This is a genomic window from Bacteroidia bacterium, assembly GCA_041391665.1.
Lineage (GTDB): Bacteria > Bacteroidota > Bacteroidia > J057 > J057 > JAGQVA01.
This window is the reverse complement of sequence record JAWKNO010000001.1, coordinates 904575-921792: the sequence shown is the minus strand read 5'-3', so window position 1 is coordinate 921792 and position 17218 is coordinate 904575. Positions and strand designations below refer to the sequence as shown.

Annotated in this window: 17 protein-coding genes; 10 read left to right on the top strand and 7 right to left on the bottom strand. The window is 46.0% G+C overall.

Annotation, left to right across the window (positions count from 1 at the left end):
* Positions 1 to 168: 168 nt before the first annotated feature.
* The 6 genes from R3D00_03895 (at position 169) to R3D00_03870 (ending at position 4938) form a co-directional block, all read left to right on the top strand.
* Positions 169 to 735, top strand: coding sequence for a hypothetical protein (locus R3D00_03895; protein ID MEZ4772301.1), 567 nt, complete (start codon positions 169 to 171; stop codon positions 733 to 735).
* A 76-nt stretch (positions 736 to 811) separates the two neighbouring features.
* Positions 812 to 2461: a glucose-6-phosphate isomerase gene (pgi, locus tag R3D00_03890; protein ID MEZ4772300.1), complete on the top strand. Its 1650-nt coding sequence runs from the start codon at positions 812 to 814 to the stop codon at positions 2459 to 2461.
* Positions 2458 to 3624, top strand: a complete 1167-nt coding sequence (locus R3D00_03885; protein MEZ4772299.1) for a DUF4105 domain-containing protein — start codon at positions 2458 to 2460, stop codon at positions 3622 to 3624. The genes pgi and R3D00_03885 overlap by 4 nt, the downstream gene beginning before the upstream one ends.
* Before the next feature lie 35 nt (positions 3625 to 3659).
* Positions 3660 to 3908 (top strand): UPF0175 family protein, encoded by a 249-nt coding sequence (locus R3D00_03880; GenBank protein ID MEZ4772298.1) that lies wholly within the window; start codon positions 3660 to 3662, stop codon positions 3906 to 3908.
* A complete protein-coding gene (locus tag R3D00_03875; GenBank protein ID MEZ4772297.1) occupies positions 3892 to 4389 on the top strand; it encodes a DUF3368 domain-containing protein in 498 nt (165 codons plus the stop codon). The genes R3D00_03880 and R3D00_03875 overlap by 17 nt, the downstream gene beginning before the upstream one ends.
* Positions 4390 to 4689: 300 nt before the next feature.
* Positions 4690 to 4938, top strand: coding sequence for a type II toxin-antitoxin system ParD family antitoxin (locus R3D00_03870; protein MEZ4772296.1), 249 nt, complete (start codon positions 4690 to 4692; stop codon positions 4936 to 4938).
* Between the two features lie 415 nt (positions 4939 to 5353).
* Here the strand turns inward: R3D00_03870 and R3D00_03865 are convergent, their stop codons facing one another.
* The 6 genes from R3D00_03865 to R3D00_03840 form a co-directional block, all read right to left on the bottom strand.
* Positions 5354 to 6091 carry an SUMF1/EgtB/PvdO family nonheme iron enzyme gene (locus tag R3D00_03865; GenBank protein MEZ4772295.1) on the bottom strand — a complete coding sequence of 246 codons (738 nt, stop codon included), beginning with the start codon at positions 6089 to 6091 and terminating at the stop codon, positions 5354 to 5356.
* Positions 6092 to 6261: 170 nt separating this feature from the next.
* Complete coding sequence (locus R3D00_03860) at positions 6262 to 6489, bottom strand: hypothetical protein (protein ID MEZ4772294.1); 228 nt, start codon at positions 6487 to 6489, stop codon at positions 6262 to 6264.
* A gap of 52 nt (positions 6490 to 6541) precedes the next feature.
* Positions 6542 to 7306 carry an SUMF1/EgtB/PvdO family nonheme iron enzyme gene (locus R3D00_03855; protein MEZ4772293.1) on the bottom strand — a complete coding sequence of 255 codons (765 nt, stop codon included), beginning with the start codon at positions 7304 to 7306 and terminating at the stop codon, positions 6542 to 6544.
* Positions 7307 to 7312: 6 nt separating this feature from the next.
* Positions 7313 to 10165, bottom strand: a complete 2853-nt coding sequence (locus R3D00_03850; protein ID MEZ4772292.1) for a COR domain-containing protein — start codon at positions 10163 to 10165, stop codon at positions 7313 to 7315.
* A gap of 204 nt (positions 10166 to 10369) precedes the next feature.
* A complete protein-coding gene (locus R3D00_03845) occupies positions 10370 to 10594 on the bottom strand; it encodes an addiction module protein (protein MEZ4772291.1) in 225 nt (74 codons plus the stop codon).
* Between the two features lie 32 nt (positions 10595 to 10626).
* Positions 10627 to 11187 carry a DUF2911 domain-containing protein gene (locus R3D00_03840; protein ID MEZ4772290.1) on the bottom strand — a complete coding sequence of 187 codons (561 nt, stop codon included), beginning with the start codon at positions 11185 to 11187 and terminating at the stop codon, positions 10627 to 10629.
* A 103-nt stretch (positions 11188 to 11290) separates the two neighbouring features.
* Between R3D00_03840 and R3D00_03835 the strand changes: the two genes are divergently transcribed.
* The 4 genes from R3D00_03835 to R3D00_03820 all read left to right on the top strand — a co-directional run bounded on the left by R3D00_03835 (position 11291) and on the right by R3D00_03820 (position 13858).
* Positions 11291 to 11929: a hypothetical protein gene (locus tag R3D00_03835; protein MEZ4772289.1), complete on the top strand. Its 639-nt coding sequence runs from the start codon at positions 11291 to 11293 to the stop codon at positions 11927 to 11929.
* The gene (locus tag R3D00_03830; GenBank protein ID MEZ4772288.1) at positions 11926 to 12228 is read left to right on the top strand and encodes a transcriptional regulator; all 303 of its coding nucleotides are present in this window, start codon (positions 11926 to 11928) and stop codon (positions 12226 to 12228) included. Before R3D00_03835 ends, R3D00_03830 begins: the two co-directional genes overlap by 4 nt.
* Before the next feature lie 19 nt (positions 12229 to 12247).
* On the top strand, positions 12248 to 12925 hold the full coding sequence (locus R3D00_03825) for a DUF1361 domain-containing protein (GenBank protein ID MEZ4772287.1): 678 nt from the start codon (positions 12248 to 12250) through the stop codon (positions 12923 to 12925).
* 69 nt (positions 12926 to 12994) lie between these two features.
* Entirely contained in the window at positions 12995 to 13858 is an 864-nt protein-coding gene (locus tag R3D00_03820; GenBank protein ID MEZ4772286.1) for an inositol oxygenase family protein, read from the top strand.
* On the opposite strand, the gene R3D00_03815 is transcribed toward R3D00_03820, so the two are convergent.
* Positions 13855 to 17190: a CHAT domain-containing tetratricopeptide repeat protein gene (locus R3D00_03815; GenBank protein MEZ4772285.1), complete on the bottom strand. Its 3336-nt coding sequence runs from the start codon at positions 17188 to 17190 to the stop codon at positions 13855 to 13857. The two genes, R3D00_03820 and R3D00_03815, sit on opposite strands and share 4 nt — an antisense overlap.
* Between the last annotated feature and the right edge of the window lie 28 nt (positions 17191 to 17218).

Sequence of the window (17218 nt, the reverse complement as noted above, 5' to 3'; positions counted from 1 at the left end):
CCTGAAACGGACGGGGAAATTATTAAAATTAGGTGGAAGTTCCTATTGGCTTCATAGCCCTTATACCTGTATTCACTCCGACTATTCCCGCATTCGTCAACTTTCATTAATCTTTCCGCTCCCTGCCCCGTAGTTTAGAACATAGACTTATATCTAACCTGTATAGCTATGAAACATCATCTTTTAAACATTCTCCTGATCCTGTTGCTGACAGGCCCGGTTACTTTTGCAAAAAATCCATTGCCAACAGACAAAAAATTACCGGAAGGTACTGCCATCCTTATTGAGACACAGTCATTGCTGAGCACCGATTTTCAATGTGAAGGAAATATTTTTTCGGCAGTAATGGCCGAAGATCTTCGCTTCAAAGGCAGAGTGATTGCCCCTGCCGGGACTCCGGTCAATGGATATATCGTAGAGTCTTCACGTGCAGGCAGGCTCTCCAATCAGGCTCGCCTGACGCTTACCCTCACTGCCATTATGATCAATGGCCGATGGGTAGATATTGAAACCGAACGATTTTCCCTCCACGGCAAAAAATCCGGAACCGGGGCAAAAGTAGGTGGCGGAGCCCTCATAGGTGCGGTACTCGGCGGTCGCAGAGGTGCCCGAAATGGCGCCCTTGTCGGACTGGGTATTGCAGCAGCCAGCAAAGGCAAACAAATCGAACTACCCGCAGGCAGTCTCATCGAGTTTTACCTGCGTGAACCACTGGAAATCAAACGCAGTTGGTGAATCGTATTAAGTCATCGTGAACGCTTTCGGGGTGATCAGAATTTTCACTAAATTCACGCATTCAAAATAACGCTGAATGCTGAACAGAATAAATCCTACCGAAACCCAAGCCTGGAAATCGTTACAAAAAGAATATGAGCGCATGCGGAAAACCCACATGCGCGATCTTTTTTCCAGTGATACGCAACGATTTGGGAAATACTCTCTCTCCTACGAAGACATCCTGCTCGATTATGCCAAAAACCTTATCGATGAGCCTGTAATGGCGGGCCTTCTGGCACTTGCCGAAGAAGTTTCGCTCGGCGAAAGCATCGAAAAGATGATTACCGGTGATAAGATCAACGAAACCGAAGACCGCGCAGTCCTCCACGTTGCCCTTCGCAACCGCAGCAATTCGCCCGTCATCGTGGACGGTGAAGATGTCATGCCGGAAGTGAATGCCGTACTCGCCAAAATGGCAAACTTTGCCAACCGCCTCCACGAAGGATCTATCAAAGGTTATACGGGCAAGCCCATTACAGATATCGTCAACATCGGCATCGGCGGCTCCGACCTCGGCCCGGTAATGGTGACTGAAGCGCTCCGCCCCTACTGGAAACCGGGCATTCAGCCGCACTTTGTGTCCAATGTGGACGGAACTCATATCGCTGAAACGCTGAAACGCATTTCTCCCGAAACCACCCTCTTTCTCATCGCCTCCAAAACCTTCACCACACAGGAGACCATGACCAATGCCCATACTGCGCGTCAATGGTTTCTGAAAGCCGCCGGTGATGAAAAATATGTCAAAGACCATTTCGTGGCCATTTCCACCAACGCCAAAGAAGTGTCGGCCTTCGGCATCGATACCGCTAATATGTTTGAGTTCTGGGACTGGGTAGGTGGAAGATATTCACTCTGGTCCGCGATCGGATTTTCGATCATGTGTACCATCGGAGCCAAAAATTTCACCGCTCTGCTCGAAGGCGCACATGGGATGGACAACCATTTCCGCCATACGCCATTTTCCCAAAACCTGCCTGTTATCCTCGCGCTGCTAGGGATTTGGTATAATAATTTTTTTGGCGCGGAAACGGAAGCCATCCTCCCCTACGACCAGTATATGCACAGGTTTCCGGCCTATTTTCAGCAGGGAAATATGGAAAGCAATGGCAAATATGTAGGCCGCGACGGGAAAAGAGTAAACTGGCAGACAGGTCCCGTCATCTGGGGCGAACCCGGCACCAATGGACAACACGCATTCTACCAGTTGATTCACCAGGGAACCAAACTTATCCCCTGTGATTTCCTCGCACCAGCAGTAAGCCACAATCCACTTGGCGATCACCATCAAAAGTTGCTGGCAAACTTTTTTGCCCAGACCGAAGCCCTGATGAAAGGAAAAACCGAAGCAGAAGTTGTCCTCGAGCTGGAAGCCGCCGGAAAAAACCACGATGAAATCGAATATCTCAAACCATTTAAGGTATTCACCGGAAATAAACCCACTAATTCCATCCTGTTCCGACAACTCACCCCGCGCACGCTGGGCAGCTTGATTGCCATGTATGAACACAAAATATTTGTTCAGGGCGTGATCTGGAATATTCTCAGTTTTGACCAGTGGGGTGTCGAACTCGGCAAACAGCTCGCCAATGCCATTCTGCCCGAATTGAAAGGGAATGCAGGTATTTCCTCGCACGACAGTTCTACCAACGGGTTGATCAACGCCTATAAAAAAATGCGATGAGAAATTTTATCCTTGCACTTTTGTCGATTTTACCTACGGTCTGGCTTTGTGCCGCGCCGCAGCTTTCGCCCCAGGCGCAGATCAGTCTCCTGACCTGTGAACCAGGAGAAGAACTTTACTCCTCCTTTGGGCATAGTGCCATCAGGGTAAGTGACCCGGCAACAGGGATAGACATTGTATTCAACTACGGAACATTTGATTTTGATGCCCCCAATTTCTACCTGAAATTTATGCGGGGGCAGCTCAATTACAAGCTCGATATTGACAAATGGCGGGACTTTGACTACGCCTACCGGTATTTCAAACGGTCGTTTGACGAGGAAGTATTTAACCTGACGCTGGAGCAGAAGCAAGCCATTTTTGACTATCTCGACGAAAACTACAAACCCGAAAACCGGTTTTACCTCTACGATTTTTTCTTTGACAACTGCGCCACGCGGATCAAAGATGTGTTTAAGGAAGTGCTTGGAGACAGCCTGAAGTTTGAGCCCTCCTATACCGACCCGGACAAAACCTTTCGCGATCTGATCGGCGAATACCTGACAGGCAAAGCCTGGACAGACTTTGGCATCGACCTGATCCTTGGAAAAGTGATTGACCGGAAGGCGACGCCCGAGGAGCAGAGTTTTTTGCCTGACTACCTTGCCGGGTATCTCGGTTCGGCGACGATCATCCACGACGGAAAAGAGCAGCCGTTTGTCGTGAGCAATACGCCATTGTACAATTCAGGGGCAGAGTTTGCGCCGACGCCGTTTTTGCTGCGGCCGGGCATAATTTTCTGGCTGTTGTTTTTGCTGATGGGTTTTCTTACCTGGCAGGAGTACAAATCCGACCGTCGCCGCAACTGGCTCGATGTAACGATATTTATCATTTACGGATTTGCAGGTGTGGTGATCGCCTTATTGTGGTTTGCGACCGACCACACTGCGACGGCAGACAACCTCAATATATTGTGGCTGTTGCCCACCCATTTGATTGCCGGAATCCTGCTGATTCCCGCCAACAAACCCATGTGGTTGAAATACTATTTTCTCGGTTCGGCGATCCTGGCGGGGATTGTATTGCTCGGCTGGTTTTTTCTGGGCCAGGCCTTCCACCCGGCGAGTCTGCCATTGATGGCCATCGCGATTGTGCGGAGTGTGTGGGTGGGGTTGAAGGGGTGATTGGAAAATCGTATATTAATAGAAATTTTGAGAAAATGACCATTGAAATACCTGATCACCTGCTTGAAGGACGCACCGAGTCCGACATTAAGCTACAAATAGCGATTGCGCTATTTCAGGCAGAAATATTTACCCTGGCTCAGGCAAGCCGCTTTGCAGGTAAAACCCGCTGGGATTTCCAACAGGTATTAGGTCGCCTGAAGATCCCGATGCATTACGGAATTCAGGAAGTGGAGCAGGATCTCAAAACCATAGAAAAGCTTTTCGGTGATAGTAGTAAGTGATACCTCGCCCGTAAGTAACCTGATTTCTCTCGGGCAGCTTAAACTTTTGCCAGCACTATTTGAAGAAGTTGTGATTCCATCCACAGTTGTAGCAGAACTTCTCACGCACCCTGACCCGACATTTCAAAGTATTTTTCAGCAGGCCAGGCAGGAAAGTTGGCTAATAGAAAAAACAGTTTCCGATCAGGAAATGGTAAAAAATTTATTAACCAATCTTGATCCGGGGGAGGCAGAAGCGATTGCGTTAACTCTTGAGTTAAAAGCTGATGCGTTGCTGATAGATGAAAGAGCTGGTTATCAAATTGCCCGGAATTATCAAATTGATGCTATTGGTGTATTAGGTATTTTAATCCGAGCGAAATCGCAAGGCCTTATTCCCCAAATAAGACCTCTGCTTGATAGGTTAAAAGATCAAATTGGATTTTATCTGAGTGCCCGGGTATATGACCATGTGCTCAAAATTGTAGGGGAAAAAGATTGAATTTAAAGCGTTTTCAGGCGCCTTGATGTGAAACACATTCAATTTAGCATCCTGAGTGACATCTCCGATTTGGCATTTGTAATTTCCCATTCCTGCCCTAAACTGGGGAGGACAAAGCGAGGCGGGCCGAGATAACTGACCCGATACCCCGGCGAGTTTACCGTTGGTGGGCATCGCGATCGTACGGAGTGTGTGGGTGGGGTTGAAGGGGTAAGAGAAAAAGCGTGTGATGCTGATATTAATTACAAATCACATAACAAAGATTGTCAATCTTCGTTATATTTACAGTAAAAATATGCAATGAATATATCTCTGACACCCACATTAGAGGCACTTGTTCAGGCTAAAGTCTCATCGGGGCTGTACAACAATGCCAGCGAAGTTATACGAGAGGCGCTTCGTCTTATGGAAGAACAGGATCAATTGAAAAAACTCAAAATCGAATTGCTAAAAAAAGAGTTAATCTCCGGGGTAGAATCACTCGATCGTGGAGAATCGAGTGAGTTTACGGTAAGCCAGATTGCCGAAAGAGTTTTAAAAAATTACTGACCCTTATCATCCCATAAGCCGAAATCGAAAGGACTTATTGAATGAATGTCGGTCTTACGCCTTTGGCAAGCATATCATTTTCTACAGAGTAAAGAATGACATAGTAGAAATCATCCGTATTCTCCATCAAAAAATGGATTTCGAAACACATATTTCGGATGTGTAGAAGGTGTGTCAATGGCATAAGGTTTTATAAAAAATTGGGGCTACCGTCCCCCATTCTAAAGCTTCTCCTATGGGGTCTCAGATTCCTTGCGGGAATCCGAGACCCCAAACCCCGATCTTTTTGGCTCAGTCAGCCCGGCAGGCGGACGGCGCTTCCCGCGCCTGCCTGCCGGGCTGACTGAGCCAAAAAGATTTTTTCCCTTCTTTTTTTCCTGCTCTTCTTTAGCTCATAACAACGCCGGACAGGCAGTTAGAACTGACGAGCCACACGAAAACCAACGATGTCGTGGCGATACTCCGGCATGATGCGGTAGCGATGAGTCACGCGGCAAGACCCCGAATCGCCGTACCAACTACCGCCGCGCAAAACACGGTTCGAGCCTTTCAAGGGGCCGGGCGGGTCTTGCTGCACCGATTCCGGATAATTGCCATACCAATCCCCACACCACTCCCATACATTTCCGCTCATGTCGTAAATGCCCAGTTGATTGGGGTCTTTCAACCCGATGGGTTGGGTCTGGTTGTGGCTGTTGTCCCTGTACCAACCCACCGCGTGAAGGTTTTTTTCTCCAGAGTATTCATAGTTGTCGATATGATGTGTGCCTCCCCGTGCGGCATATTCCCACTGGGCTTCGGTAGGCAGGCGGAAACCTTTGACTTTGTGGTTGGCCGTCACTTCTTCCCTTCGGAAAGCGTAAACTTCCTCCAATCCTTGGTTTTTGCTCAGCGCATTGCAAAACTTCGCCGCATCAAACCAGCTTACATTTTCCACCGGGCGGTTTGGGCCTTTAAACCAGGAAGGATTTTTAGGCATAAGGGCAGACCAAAGCGCCTGGGTGACAGGGTATTTGCCGATGTGGTAGGGAGAAAGAGTTACTTCGTAATTTTCCCCCATCATAAAACTGCCACCCGGGACTTCGATCATTTCGAGGGTGAGGTTATTGACATGGAAGTTTATGGTTTTGGGTGGGGTGATTTTGAGGAGCATAGAGGGAGAAGAATTTTAAAAACGATGAAGTCTTAGTTAAGCTGTTTTGAAATCTTGTTATCCGACGGATATCACCTTCATAGGTTCCTCCTCGCTATCGCTCGTCGGAATGACGGTTCCCGTCAGAAAATACTACTTCTCCGGTTGGAGAAGTAACAGCAACCAATGGATTAACATTTACTAAGCACCCCTTCCATCCACTCAATCGCTTCTTCTTCGCGCTTTTTGTCGGCTGCCATCGCAGCGTATCCCGCCTGCATTTCCTCTACTAAAGAGAGCGGTTCATCCACCTCCTTTTTCAGGCTTTTCCCCACGAGTTTGAACAACCTTCTCAGGCTATCGCCCGAAAATTGATCTATCCACCGGAAAAGGGTAAGTTTTAATTCGGCTTCGGTCATTGTGGTTTTTTGGTTAAAGATAGGCAATTCTATGCCTTTTGGCAAGGTTTGGCTAACGCTTTAAGACGAGGCGGAAGCCGAGGTCATCATCAAGAAACTCTACTGGTTTGCTACGTCGATAGGCAACCCTACACCCTCTGTAATCAAATCTCCAACTACCCCCTCGTCTAACTCTTTCTGTTTTGATATTTGAGCCAATAGGATTTTCTTCTTCTTTTTCTGTATAATCCATGTACCAATCATTACACCATTCCCATACATTCCCACTCATATCATAGATTCCTAACTGATTGGGCATTTTAAGTCCAACTGGCTGTGATTGTTCATGGCAGTTGGACTCATGCCAACTGACAAAATTCAAATCATTGCTCCCAGCATAATAATATTTACCTCCGTCAACAACTCCACCTTTTGCTGCACATTCCCATTCGGCCTCCGTTGGTAAGCGGAAACCGTTAGACTCATAATTGATTAATACCTCAACTTCACCATTAAACTCATAAACTTCCTTTAACCCTTGATTTTTGCTCAGCACATTACAAAACTTCGCCGCATCAAGCCAGGTTACCTGCTCCACCGGGCGGTTTGGGCCTTTAAACTCAGAAGGATTTTTCGGCATAAGGGCAGACCAAAGAGCCTGGGTGACAGGGTATTTGCCGATAAGAAAAGAGTCAAGAGTTACCTTATGGATAGGTTTTTCCCGATCATATTCATCTCCCCCCATCATAAAACTCCCTCCCTGGACTTCGATCATTTCGAGAGTGAAGCCATTGATATCAAAATCCAAAGTTGCGGGTGGGGTGATTTTGAGGAGCATGGTGGGTTACTGTTTTTTCACAAAAATCTTCCACAAGTCTTTCCAAGATTTAATAGATTCTTTGGTTGAAAAGGATAATAAATCACTTTCATATTGCAGAATCCCCGGGATCAGGGGAATGGCAAGTTTGAGTTTTGCCCCGGTGCTGATATCGCCTTTCAGTTTCTCTGCTACAGAATTATCCTGAGGCGGATGGGTTTCCAGCTTGTTTAATATTTCCTGAAGCAGTTCTTCGGCTTTTTGTTTTTCTTCCAAATCGGATTCAATAGCATTTTCATCAATACTGTTTTCAATTGCAAGAAGGATACCGGTTAGTTTATCGTCGATCTGGTTGAAGCGATGGGATATATCTTCTCTGAGTTCGTCTATCATCTTTCTGATATCCGCTTCAGGTATTTGTGGCTGCCGGTCTTTTATTTTTTTCAAATATCGTTTCTCAATACGTGTGATATTTTCATCGCATAATTCAATTTCTTCTTCATATTCTGTCCGTAAATCCTTCTCCTTCATGCTACTTAGCAACTTTTCAAATCGGTGCATTTTACGGTATTCATCTTCAAACTGCTTCTTCATTTCTGTAACAAAAAATACCGGAATGTCTGCCTTTTCGTCTGAAACCGGTTGGACAATAGGCGAAAAAATAAAACCTGGGGAGGGTTTGTATTTGCCCACTTTATCAACCAAAGATTTTACAATTCGGGCTTTTTCGACTCTGTAGTTTTCATCAGTAATTGTAGTTTCTTCCTTTTCCTGCTCAATACTATAATACCGGGCTGAAAGAAGAATCATTTCACGGTAAATGTCACTCTGGGCGGCTTTTGAGCCCTCCAGAAGCTGTTCTATTGCCGCTCGGGTATTCCCTTCAGCAATGAGTTTTTCGATATACGCTTTATGATCCATATTCCTGATTTCTTTTTCATCAAACGCATCCCAGGTTAAAAAGCCAAAGTCTCGGACATGGAATGTTTTACTTTTGTATATGCAAATTGAGGCTCCATTTTGCCGGTACTCCTCTAGCATTTTATACGGCACAAAATCTATCCTATTTACTGATACTTCCAGGCTTTCCGTTTTATCAATCTCATACAGGGTGGTGAATAATGAAGATGCAAATGGCATATCGGCTTTTTCCATGCGGATGGAAATCAGGCGGTTTTCATAATCGCACGAAGCATAGACATTTTTTCCGTTGTGCTGAAAAATCATGCCTTTTTTCCAGTACCAATAGTTTTCACTTGCAGACCCATACTTGCTGATAAACCGAAGAAAATTGCTTTTGGGCATAAAGTCGGGGTAATGCAGACTGAATACCAGGGGTAGTGAGGCCGCAGATTTTTCTCTTTCCGGCTCTTTGCAATTCATCGGCAGGTATTGCGGTGCGATAAATCGGGGCTCGTTGTCTTTTTTGATTTCGAATATTAGCTCAAACCGCTTCATCAGGTCAATCCACTCGTTGAAATTGAGGCTGGTTTCCAGGCTGAGTACGACGTCCTCCACATGTTTTTCGTCAAATTCTCCATCTTTTTTAAGGACATTTTCTTTATCCAGAATTTTGTAAATGGTATCTGTCACCCACGCAGGATTTGTAAAAACGTAGTTTTTGAGGGTAGCCGGACAATCTTTTTCGTAACGATAGCAGATAATCACACCGGTTTCGTGAAGAAATTTTGTCAGTGTCTCTATCTGACTATTTTCCTGCATGATATTATCTGTGCTGTTATCGTTGTCCCGACAAAACTTCAGATAATCGCGGTACAGCAGATAGCCTTTTTTTTCTTTCCGTAAAGCAGTCCGAATATCGTCATATACGCTGGGAAAAGGGGTTCCCAGATGCGGTAAGTTTGCTAATTGTTCAAGAATCGCTTCTTCGAGAGATTCTACATCCAGGTTGTATTGAGAGATGCTTCGCTCATCATTTTTATTGCGAAAACCTACTTTAAACACAAGCCTTGACGAATCCATAACGGCTCGCTCTGTCGCCTTATTCTGAATCACCAACGTTGTATTTTCCGGGGCGTAGTGGTTGATATTTCGTTTCCAATAATCGCGGGGGTGAATGCCTTTGTCGTGCTCCTGGTGTTCGGTATTTTCATCCCAGACAAGGAGATACAATACATTGCTATTGAGAAACAGCCGGTGTGTGGCGTGGTAATACTCCTGTCCGCCAAAATCCCAGATATATAGATTTATTTTTTCAATTCTTCCGATGATTTGCCAGCCATTCCGCATTTTCATGCCAACGCTTTTTGCGCCGATTTTATCTTTAAGCGACTGAGGAAATTGTTTTTCTTTTACCTCCCACGGTTCAATCAGAATGCCGTGTGTGCGTTCTTCCGGAGGAATGTAAATAAATTCCTTTTTCCGAAATTGGTGAGATAGCGTCGTTTTTCCCGCCTCTCCGTTTCCGATAAATACGATTTTAGCTTCCGTATTGATTACCTCTCCCTGAAGCATTGCACGGAAATAATCCCTCACCGGCTCCGCCACATTTTCTCTTTCCTTATCAAAAATTTCTTTCGGGATATTTTCAATCGGGTTTCCGTAGAGGTACAGGTACTCCAGCTTTTCGAAGTCGCTTCCTATGCGTAAGTTTTTAATCTGGCTGTTTTGCAGGTATAGATGCTGAAGGTTGGGGAAAATAAAAGATGGAAAAACCAACGCCTCAATCTCCGCAGTATTCCCGCTCATCTCCAGCACTTTAAGATCAGGCAGGGGGTGGGGAAACTGAACCGTTCCGCTGAAGGCATTGCCGCTGATGTCGAGAAACTCCACCTTTTCATGGTGGGCTTCTCCCCAAATGTTGAGCAGGTCATCGTTGGTGAGGTTTTTTTTGTTGTAATACAGCCAGCTGGTGATCATAAATCGGGGTAACGTTACAGCGAGGCACGTTATGCCATACCTCCGGTACAAAATAGCTGAAATAACCGGAATTGGCAACGGGGAATGAGTGGATTGGAAATAAATTCAATTATAGATTATATCCCCCTTCGTGTACTTCGTGCGTCCCCCGTGTCCTTTGTGGTTAAACCTATTTTCCGGAAAAACATATCCTGTAACCCTTACTCAACCGGCCCTTTTATTCAGTTTTTTCCAAAACTCTTCCTTCGTCAAAGTCCTGGACTTTCCAGAGTCAATATCTTTGGCACGGCTAATCGCTATATCGATCTGCCAGTCAGGAACGGGAGCCGTATCTTCCTTTTCTTCTCTCAGTGTCTGCAAAAGGTAATAAACGAGCCCCCATCTTTCGGACGGACTTAAGGTGTCTATTTGTTTAAGTATATCTGACATATTCAAAATATACGAAAATTCTCTCAAAAAATCTACTCCCCCGCCATAATCGGCACAGCCACATGGGTCTGATCCCACTTCATGTTGAGGAAAATGACGGAGTCCTGTCCTGTAAAGTCCAGGGTGAGCTGCTCCACCGGCTCGGAGAGGGCGGCTGCGGCGGGAACTTCTACCGTCAATACGTCTTTTCCGTGATCCACTTCGGCATAACCCCAGCGACCCAGTTCGGTGTTGAGGCCGAAAGTCCAGACGCTTTCGCCGGGAACGGCATACATGACATATCGCCCCGCTGCTACCGGCGATCCGCCAAAGGTCACTGCTTTGCTAAATTCAATTTCTGTGGCTTCATTGGCGCCCAGCCTCCAGTATTTGCCATATGGCTGCAATGCTTTGCCGGCCTCAGTGCCAAATACCACGCGGCCTTTTTTGTAGGGACGGTAATAGCTGACTGATACGTCCAGCCCGTTTTGGGAAATATTGGCGCTGCCCGCCGGACTATGACTTTTGGTGGTGGCCATTATATAGACTACATATCCTGCAAAAATCAGGACAATGCCCAACAGGGAAAATAGTATGATTTTTTTGGTGCTCATTGTGTTTTTATTTTGCCGAAAGTTAGTGATTTTTGATTTACTCCCAGCCAAACTTTCTCGTTTCGTTTCCGTTTATTAGCTTTGTACAGCAAAGTGCTTTGGGATGAACGAATATAAAGACAGACTAAAAGACATTTCTGAAATCCGCAACCTCATGGAAGAGTCCAGCCGCTTTATGTCGCTGAGCGGGCTTTCGGGGGTAGGCGCAGGGGTCGTGGCCCTGATAGGCGCAGCCGGAACCTATCATTACCTCCACGGACACGATATGTACCAGAATATCGTGCGCTTGATCCGCGGCAAACCCTATCTCACCACAGTCGAGCAACTCTTTACGCTTGTAGGCATTGCCCTGCTTATACTCGTCTGCGCGATCGGAGTAGCGACGTTCTTTACAGTCAGAAATGCCCGTAAACAAGGGAAAAAGATTTGGACAAAATCGTCCAGCCGGATGATGATCAATCTTTTTATTCCGCTGGCTGCGGGTGCGGTCTTCTGTGTCCAGCTTGCCTGGTATGGTTTTGCAGGCCTGGTAGCACCGGCGACGCTGGTATTTTACGGTATGGCCCTGCTCAATGCGGGTAAATACACCTACCGCGAAATCCGCTATCTCGGTATCAGCGAAATTGTCCTGGGGCTGATTTCGGCAAGTTTTATCGGGTATGGGATATTTTTCTGGGTAATAGGTTTTGGCGTACTTCACATCGTGTATGGCGCCATGATGTACATAAAATACGAACGGTGAAAGACGTTTTTGAACGATTAAACAAGGTTTTTGAAAACCATTTCCGGCTGAAAATCATGTCGCTCCTCATGGTCAATGAGGCGGTGGATTTCCTTAGCCTGAAATCTGGACTGAATATCTCTGACGGCAACCTGGCCAGCCATATCACAAAGCTGGAAGAAGCCGGTTATCTCACCATCCAAAAAACATTTGCTGGCAAAAAAACGCAAACTTCATACAGCACGACTCCCGAAGGAAAAAAAGCATTCGAAGAACACCTCAGCGCCCTGGAAGAAATTATCCACGGTATGGGGTCCTAACCAATACAATCTATCATCTATGAATACAGTCTCTCTGCTTTGGAAAAACCGGTCATCAGAATTTTCTGTTCTGGCACTATCTTCTATCCTTGCCTTCTGCATATTCCTGGTGCGGGTATATATCTCGGGAAATAAGTATTTTCTTTTCCTTTCGTGGAATCTTTTCCTGGCATGGATTCCCTTCCTGATCGCACACTGGGTTACCCAACGCAATGACCGCCCCACCTGGATAACCGCTGCGGGTATTATCGGCTGGCTGCTGTTTTTTCCCAATGCGCCCTATATTCTCACAGATTTGTTTCACCTCCACCAAAGACATGCCAGCCCGCTGTGGCTGGATCTGACCGTGTTGCTTGCTTTTGCATGGACGGGCCTCTGGCTGGGTATGAGCTCGCTCCGAAAAATACAACTCGCATACTTTGACCAACTGGGTCATATTCAGGGAAGAATCGTTACCGTATGCGTGATCTTCCTGACCAGTTTTGGCGTTTATCTGGGACGTTATCTCAGGTGGAATTCCTGGGATATTATTTCCAATCCTATGGGGCTGATCAATGATATTCTCATGCGAATTATTCATCCTTTGGAATACAGCCGGTCAACTGGTTTTACCATCGTTTTTGGCTTGTTTCTGACGATCGCCTATCTTACTTACATCGTTCGCCATCAGGACAATGCACAATCTTCGGTTGGGTAATAGTTTGCCCTAGATTTTCGTTGTTGTGATCGCGGGAAAATACGATATTAGCGCAAATTTTTTCCGAATATGAAAAACCAGAAAGAAGTCTCCGCACACGATATGATGGAACTTTGGGAAGAGGACGTACTGCGCCGTTATCCCGAAGAAACTGCTCCCAAAGCAAAAGACGATTACCGCAACTACGACGATCCTGCGCGTGATACCGTCAAGGAATTTTACCGCCTCAACCATACCTATCAGACCTATGATTTTGTGATGGAAAAGGAAAAAGAATTCCTGAAGTTTGACCGCCGTGAAATGTCGCTCTGGGATGCCGTTGAATACCTCAACACGCTCGTCGATGACTCAGATCCTGACATCGATCTCGACCAAACCCAGCACCTGTTGCAGACTTCTGAAGCGATCCGCAAAGACGGGCATCCGGACTGGTTTGTTCTTACCGGCTTTTTGCACGACCTGGGCAAAGTACTGTGTCTGTTTGGTGAGCCTCAGTGGGCAGTTGTGGGAGATACTTTCCCCGTAGGATGTGCCTATTCGGATAAAATTGTCTATCCTGAGTTTTTTGTAAATAACCCTGACTACACCGACGAGCGGTTTAATACCAAATACGGTGTGTACGAACCCAACTGCGGCCTTCGCAACGTGCATATGTCATGGGGGCACGACGAATATCTGTACCATATCATGAAAGACTATCTGCCTGAAGAGGCGTTGTACATGATCCGGTACCACTCTTTCTATGCTCAGCACAGAGAAGGTTCTTACGATCACCTGGTTGACAGCCACGACAAGGAGATGTTCAAATGGGTACAGAAATTTAATCCCTATGACCTGTACTCCAAGTCCCCTACCCCTCCCAATGTGAAGGAGCTAAGGCCTTACTACGAAGATCTGGCAGCCAAATATCTGCCTGATACATTGCGGTTTTAAGCTGAAGGTGAAAGGAGTTTTTTTCTGCGATTGAGCAGATAAAAAACCAGGGCTATTGCCCCTCCAACCAGAATCCAAATCCATAAAGGCCGGTCCGCACGGACCGGCAATTCATCTCCGATGAGTACAAAGCCTGCCCAAAAGTGCGGGTGTTGTCTGTCTGTCTCCGACAGAAAATCGAGCTTTGCGCTCCGCAAAGCTTCGTCTTTCTCCATACCTTTCCGAAGGTTTTGGTAAAATTTCTCCATCAGCCCCTGAGTAGCGACGTCTTCGGCTTTCCAAAGTGTCATCAGCACATTGGGGCTCCCGGCATAACGAAAAGCCCGGGCGAGGCTCATAATGCCCTCCCCCCGTCGAAGGCTGCCTGCGCCAGTCTCACAGGCACTCAAGACCACGAGATCAGCGGGAATATCCATATTGTAAATTTCGTAGGCATACAAAATCCCGTCTTTTGCCTCATTGTAGAGAGCCAGACTGTCTCTATGCGCCGAATCGCCCTCCAACTCTGAAACAAACCATAAACCTGAATAAAGGGGATTGAGATCATTGACCCATGCGTGTGTGGCGAGATGAAGAATTTTGTATCCGCCTGCGTTTGCCCTGAAGGCGGTTTCTGTCGCAAGAGATGCAAGCCAGGATTTTCCGGCCATAAGCCCGGCTGCTTTTTTTACTTCAGGCTGGTTGGCGTATAGTTTGGAAAAACGGGGGTGACTTCGCTGTATATCAGCGATAATGTCGCCACCCGTAGCTGGGGTTGTTTCTGCTCCGGGTGCAAAACCGGCAAATAATGCGCGATTTTTTCGAGTCACTGGCTCGGGGGCACAAAATAAAGTAGCGGAATAGGCATAACGCATTTGCCATGACCGAAGCATATAGGGTAGTGAACCGTAATCTGCCTTTCCTCCCGCAGGTTGTGTGAGCAGTATATCAAATGGCAGATACCCCAAAACGCCATCGGGAATAAGGACAAGATCTTCTGAATGTTGCAGTTCATCTTCAAAAGGCTGGATCAAGTCCTGGTAAAAGCGATAGGCAGGGCGAATAAATCGTTGATAATTTTCACTGGTATAGGCTTTTTGATCAGCTATTTCTGTGTCTTTCAGATAGGTGATAAATTCTCCCATATCTTCTAGCCACTGCTCACCTGTTACCGACCGGTGCGGGTAAAATCCTTTTTTCGTAAGGAGGAAGCTGTAGAGATGATGTTCTCCGGTGAAAAAGGTAAGTACAGATTCATTTTCATCCAGTCGTTTTTGCACATCCCCAACTGTCGCAACCTGATCGTCAAATTTAAGCCGATAATATTCGGGATATGTTTTTTCAAACTCAAGGATCAGCGCCTGTCGTTCCTGTGTCAGGGTAAAATGCCGATTGATAGCGTCAAATAATTTCAAACTATCGACATTTTCACCAAGCCTTCTTTCATCAAAAATCACTTTTTCGCAAAAGCCTATCTCCGCGCGCAGATATCGCTCTTTTCCCAACAAATCGGGAGGAATGCCTGCTGTAATCATAGCCTGATTTTCTCTTACTGCCTGAAACAACAGCATAGATTTTGCCTTTTCGGTCAATGAAAATGCCTTTTGAAGAATTGCATCATCTCCCGTTATTTCAGCAATTTTCCAGGCAACACTGATCGCATTTTCATACACAGTCACAAATCGAAAGGAAAGCAGTTCGCCAGATTTTTCATTAAAAAAGCCCAACCGTAATTTTTGGATCAGCGAATCTGCCAGCAAATACGTTTCCCAAATTGACCGCAATCCTTCCGCAGAATTTCCGACATCGGTTTTCAAAAGCGTACCAGCCTTTTGACCCAAAATAAATATCCCGGTTATGTCAAAATCCATCTGGCTGAGTGCGGGGTTTTTAAGGAAATCTTTATCCGAAAACCCTTCAGAGACCACAATCAGGCCATCCTGCAAAACGATAAGCGCATCGTCAATGCGACCGGCATTCACCAGAGCGGTTGCATATGCGTCGTATAAGCGGGTAAGCATAGCATTGTCCTTTCCGGCCGTATTTTTCACAACCGCAATCGCCTTCTCGTAATTTTCAATTGCTGCGGTCATTTCCCCCATTTCTTCGAGACACAAACCCAGGTCAAAATAGCTATTGGCTACCATAAAATGCCTTTCTCCCAACACAGCCCGCAAGCCGGCAAGCCCCCGCTCAAGATGGTCCCGGGCCAATTCCTTTTGCTTCAGATAAAGCAGGCTGCGGCCCAACATAGTATGAGAAAGTGCGACGTAAGGATTGCCTTCACCCAGATAGCGGGTGCGAATTTCAAGTGCTTTTAAGAAATAGTTTTTTGCTTTTTCGTATTCAGCCAGATCCATTGCGACAGAACCCATATTGTGATAGACGTTGGCGATATCGGGGTGATTTTCTCCGTAGATACGAGTGCGGACTTCCAGCGCTTTGGCCATATAATAGTCAGCACGCCCGTAGTCGCCGATATAGGCATAGTCCATCCCCAGATTCAAATAATTGCTACCCAACAACTGCTGGTTATCCTTCGGCTTTTTCTCGTTGATTTTCAGACATTTGTGCAGAAAAGCAATCGCATTATGAAAGTTTCCTTTTACTCCTTCAGTATAGGCGAGGTTATTATAATTGACCGCTACTTCATAATTATCCTCGCCATACAGGGCCAAATTTACAGCCAGCGATTTTTGGTAATAGTCTATTTGCTTGTTGAGATAACCCTGCTCACCATAAGTAAAGCCGATGAGGTTATAGGTTTTTCCCAACCACGAAGAATCTCCCTTGGCCTTTAAGAATAGGTCTAGTGCCCGATTTGAATAATCAAGCGAATGTTCATATTCAGATTTGCGAAGAAAAACAGCAGCCAGGAAATAATAACATTCGCCCGTATATTTGCTCTCCGGTCCGCGAACTTCCCTATACATTGGCTCACAGAGCCGGAGATAATACAGCGCAGAATCATAAGCCGCAGTCTCATACAAATATACCCCTTTCAGAAATAACCACTCTGCCTCAAGACTTTTGGGCAGCGAACTATTTTTTGAGAATGTTATCCGGGCATTTTGCAGGTACTCGGCTGCCAGAGGCAAATCCAGATAATTGAGATATATCGAAACTTTTTTAAGGTAAACCTTGATGATTTTTTCATAATCCGCTGAATTTGAATAAACAGCTTCCGCCTCATCAAGTAATACAAGTGCTTGTTGTTGATTGAGGGAATCCATTTGCTTTTCAGCCAGAATTACGGTTTCCCAAACACCTGTAGTATCGGTTTTTTGGGCAAACGAGACTGAAAACAGCATAAAACAGAGCAGAAGGATGCCACTGGTTCGAAGGTAATTCATAGATTACAATTGCAGTCTTAAGGTAATA

Coding starts and splice junctions, on each gene's coding strand:
- R3D00_03895 (MEZ4772301.1), top strand. CDS start 169: ATGAAACATCATCTTTTAAACATTCTCCTGATCCTGTTGCTGACAGGC.
- pgi (MEZ4772300.1), top strand. CDS start 812: ATGCTGAACAGAATAAATCCTACCGAAACCCAAGCCTGGAAATCGTTA.
- R3D00_03885 (MEZ4772299.1), top strand. CDS start 2,458: ATGAGAAATTTTATCCTTGCACTTTTGTCGATTTTACCTACGGTCTGG.
- R3D00_03880 (MEZ4772298.1), top strand. CDS start 3,660: ATGACCATTGAAATACCTGATCACCTGCTTGAAGGACGCACCGAGTCC.
- R3D00_03870 (MEZ4772296.1), top strand. CDS start 4,690: ATGAATATATCTCTGACACCCACATTAGAGGCACTTGTTCAGGCTAAA.
- R3D00_03865 (MEZ4772295.1), bottom strand. CDS start 6,091: ATGCTCCTCAAAATCACCCCACCCAAAACCATAAACTTCCATGTCAAT.
- R3D00_03860 (MEZ4772294.1), bottom strand. CDS start 6,489: ATGACCGAAGCCGAATTAAAACTTACCCTTTTCCGGTGGATAGATCAA.
- R3D00_03855 (MEZ4772293.1), bottom strand. CDS start 7,306: ATGCTCCTCAAAATCACCCCACCCGCAACTTTGGATTTTGATATCAAT.
- R3D00_03850 (MEZ4772292.1), bottom strand. CDS start 10,165: ATGATCACCAGCTGGCTGTATTACAACAAAAAAAACCTCACCAACGAT.
- R3D00_03845 (MEZ4772291.1), bottom strand. CDS start 10,594: ATGTCAGATATACTTAAACAAATAGACACCTTAAGTCCGTCCGAAAGA.
- R3D00_03840 (MEZ4772290.1), bottom strand. CDS start 11,187: ATGAGCACCAAAAAAATCATACTATTTTCCCTGTTGGGCATTGTCCTG.
- R3D00_03835 (MEZ4772289.1), top strand. CDS start 11,291: ATGAACGAATATAAAGACAGACTAAAAGACATTTCTGAAATCCGCAAC.
- R3D00_03825 (MEZ4772287.1), top strand. CDS start 12,248: ATGAATACAGTCTCTCTGCTTTGGAAAAACCGGTCATCAGAATTTTCT.
- R3D00_03820 (MEZ4772286.1), top strand. CDS start 12,995: ATGAAAAACCAGAAAGAAGTCTCCGCACACGATATGATGGAACTTTGG.
- R3D00_03815 (MEZ4772285.1), bottom strand. CDS start 17,190: ATGAATTACCTTCGAACCAGTGGCATCCTTCTGCTCTGTTTTATGCTG.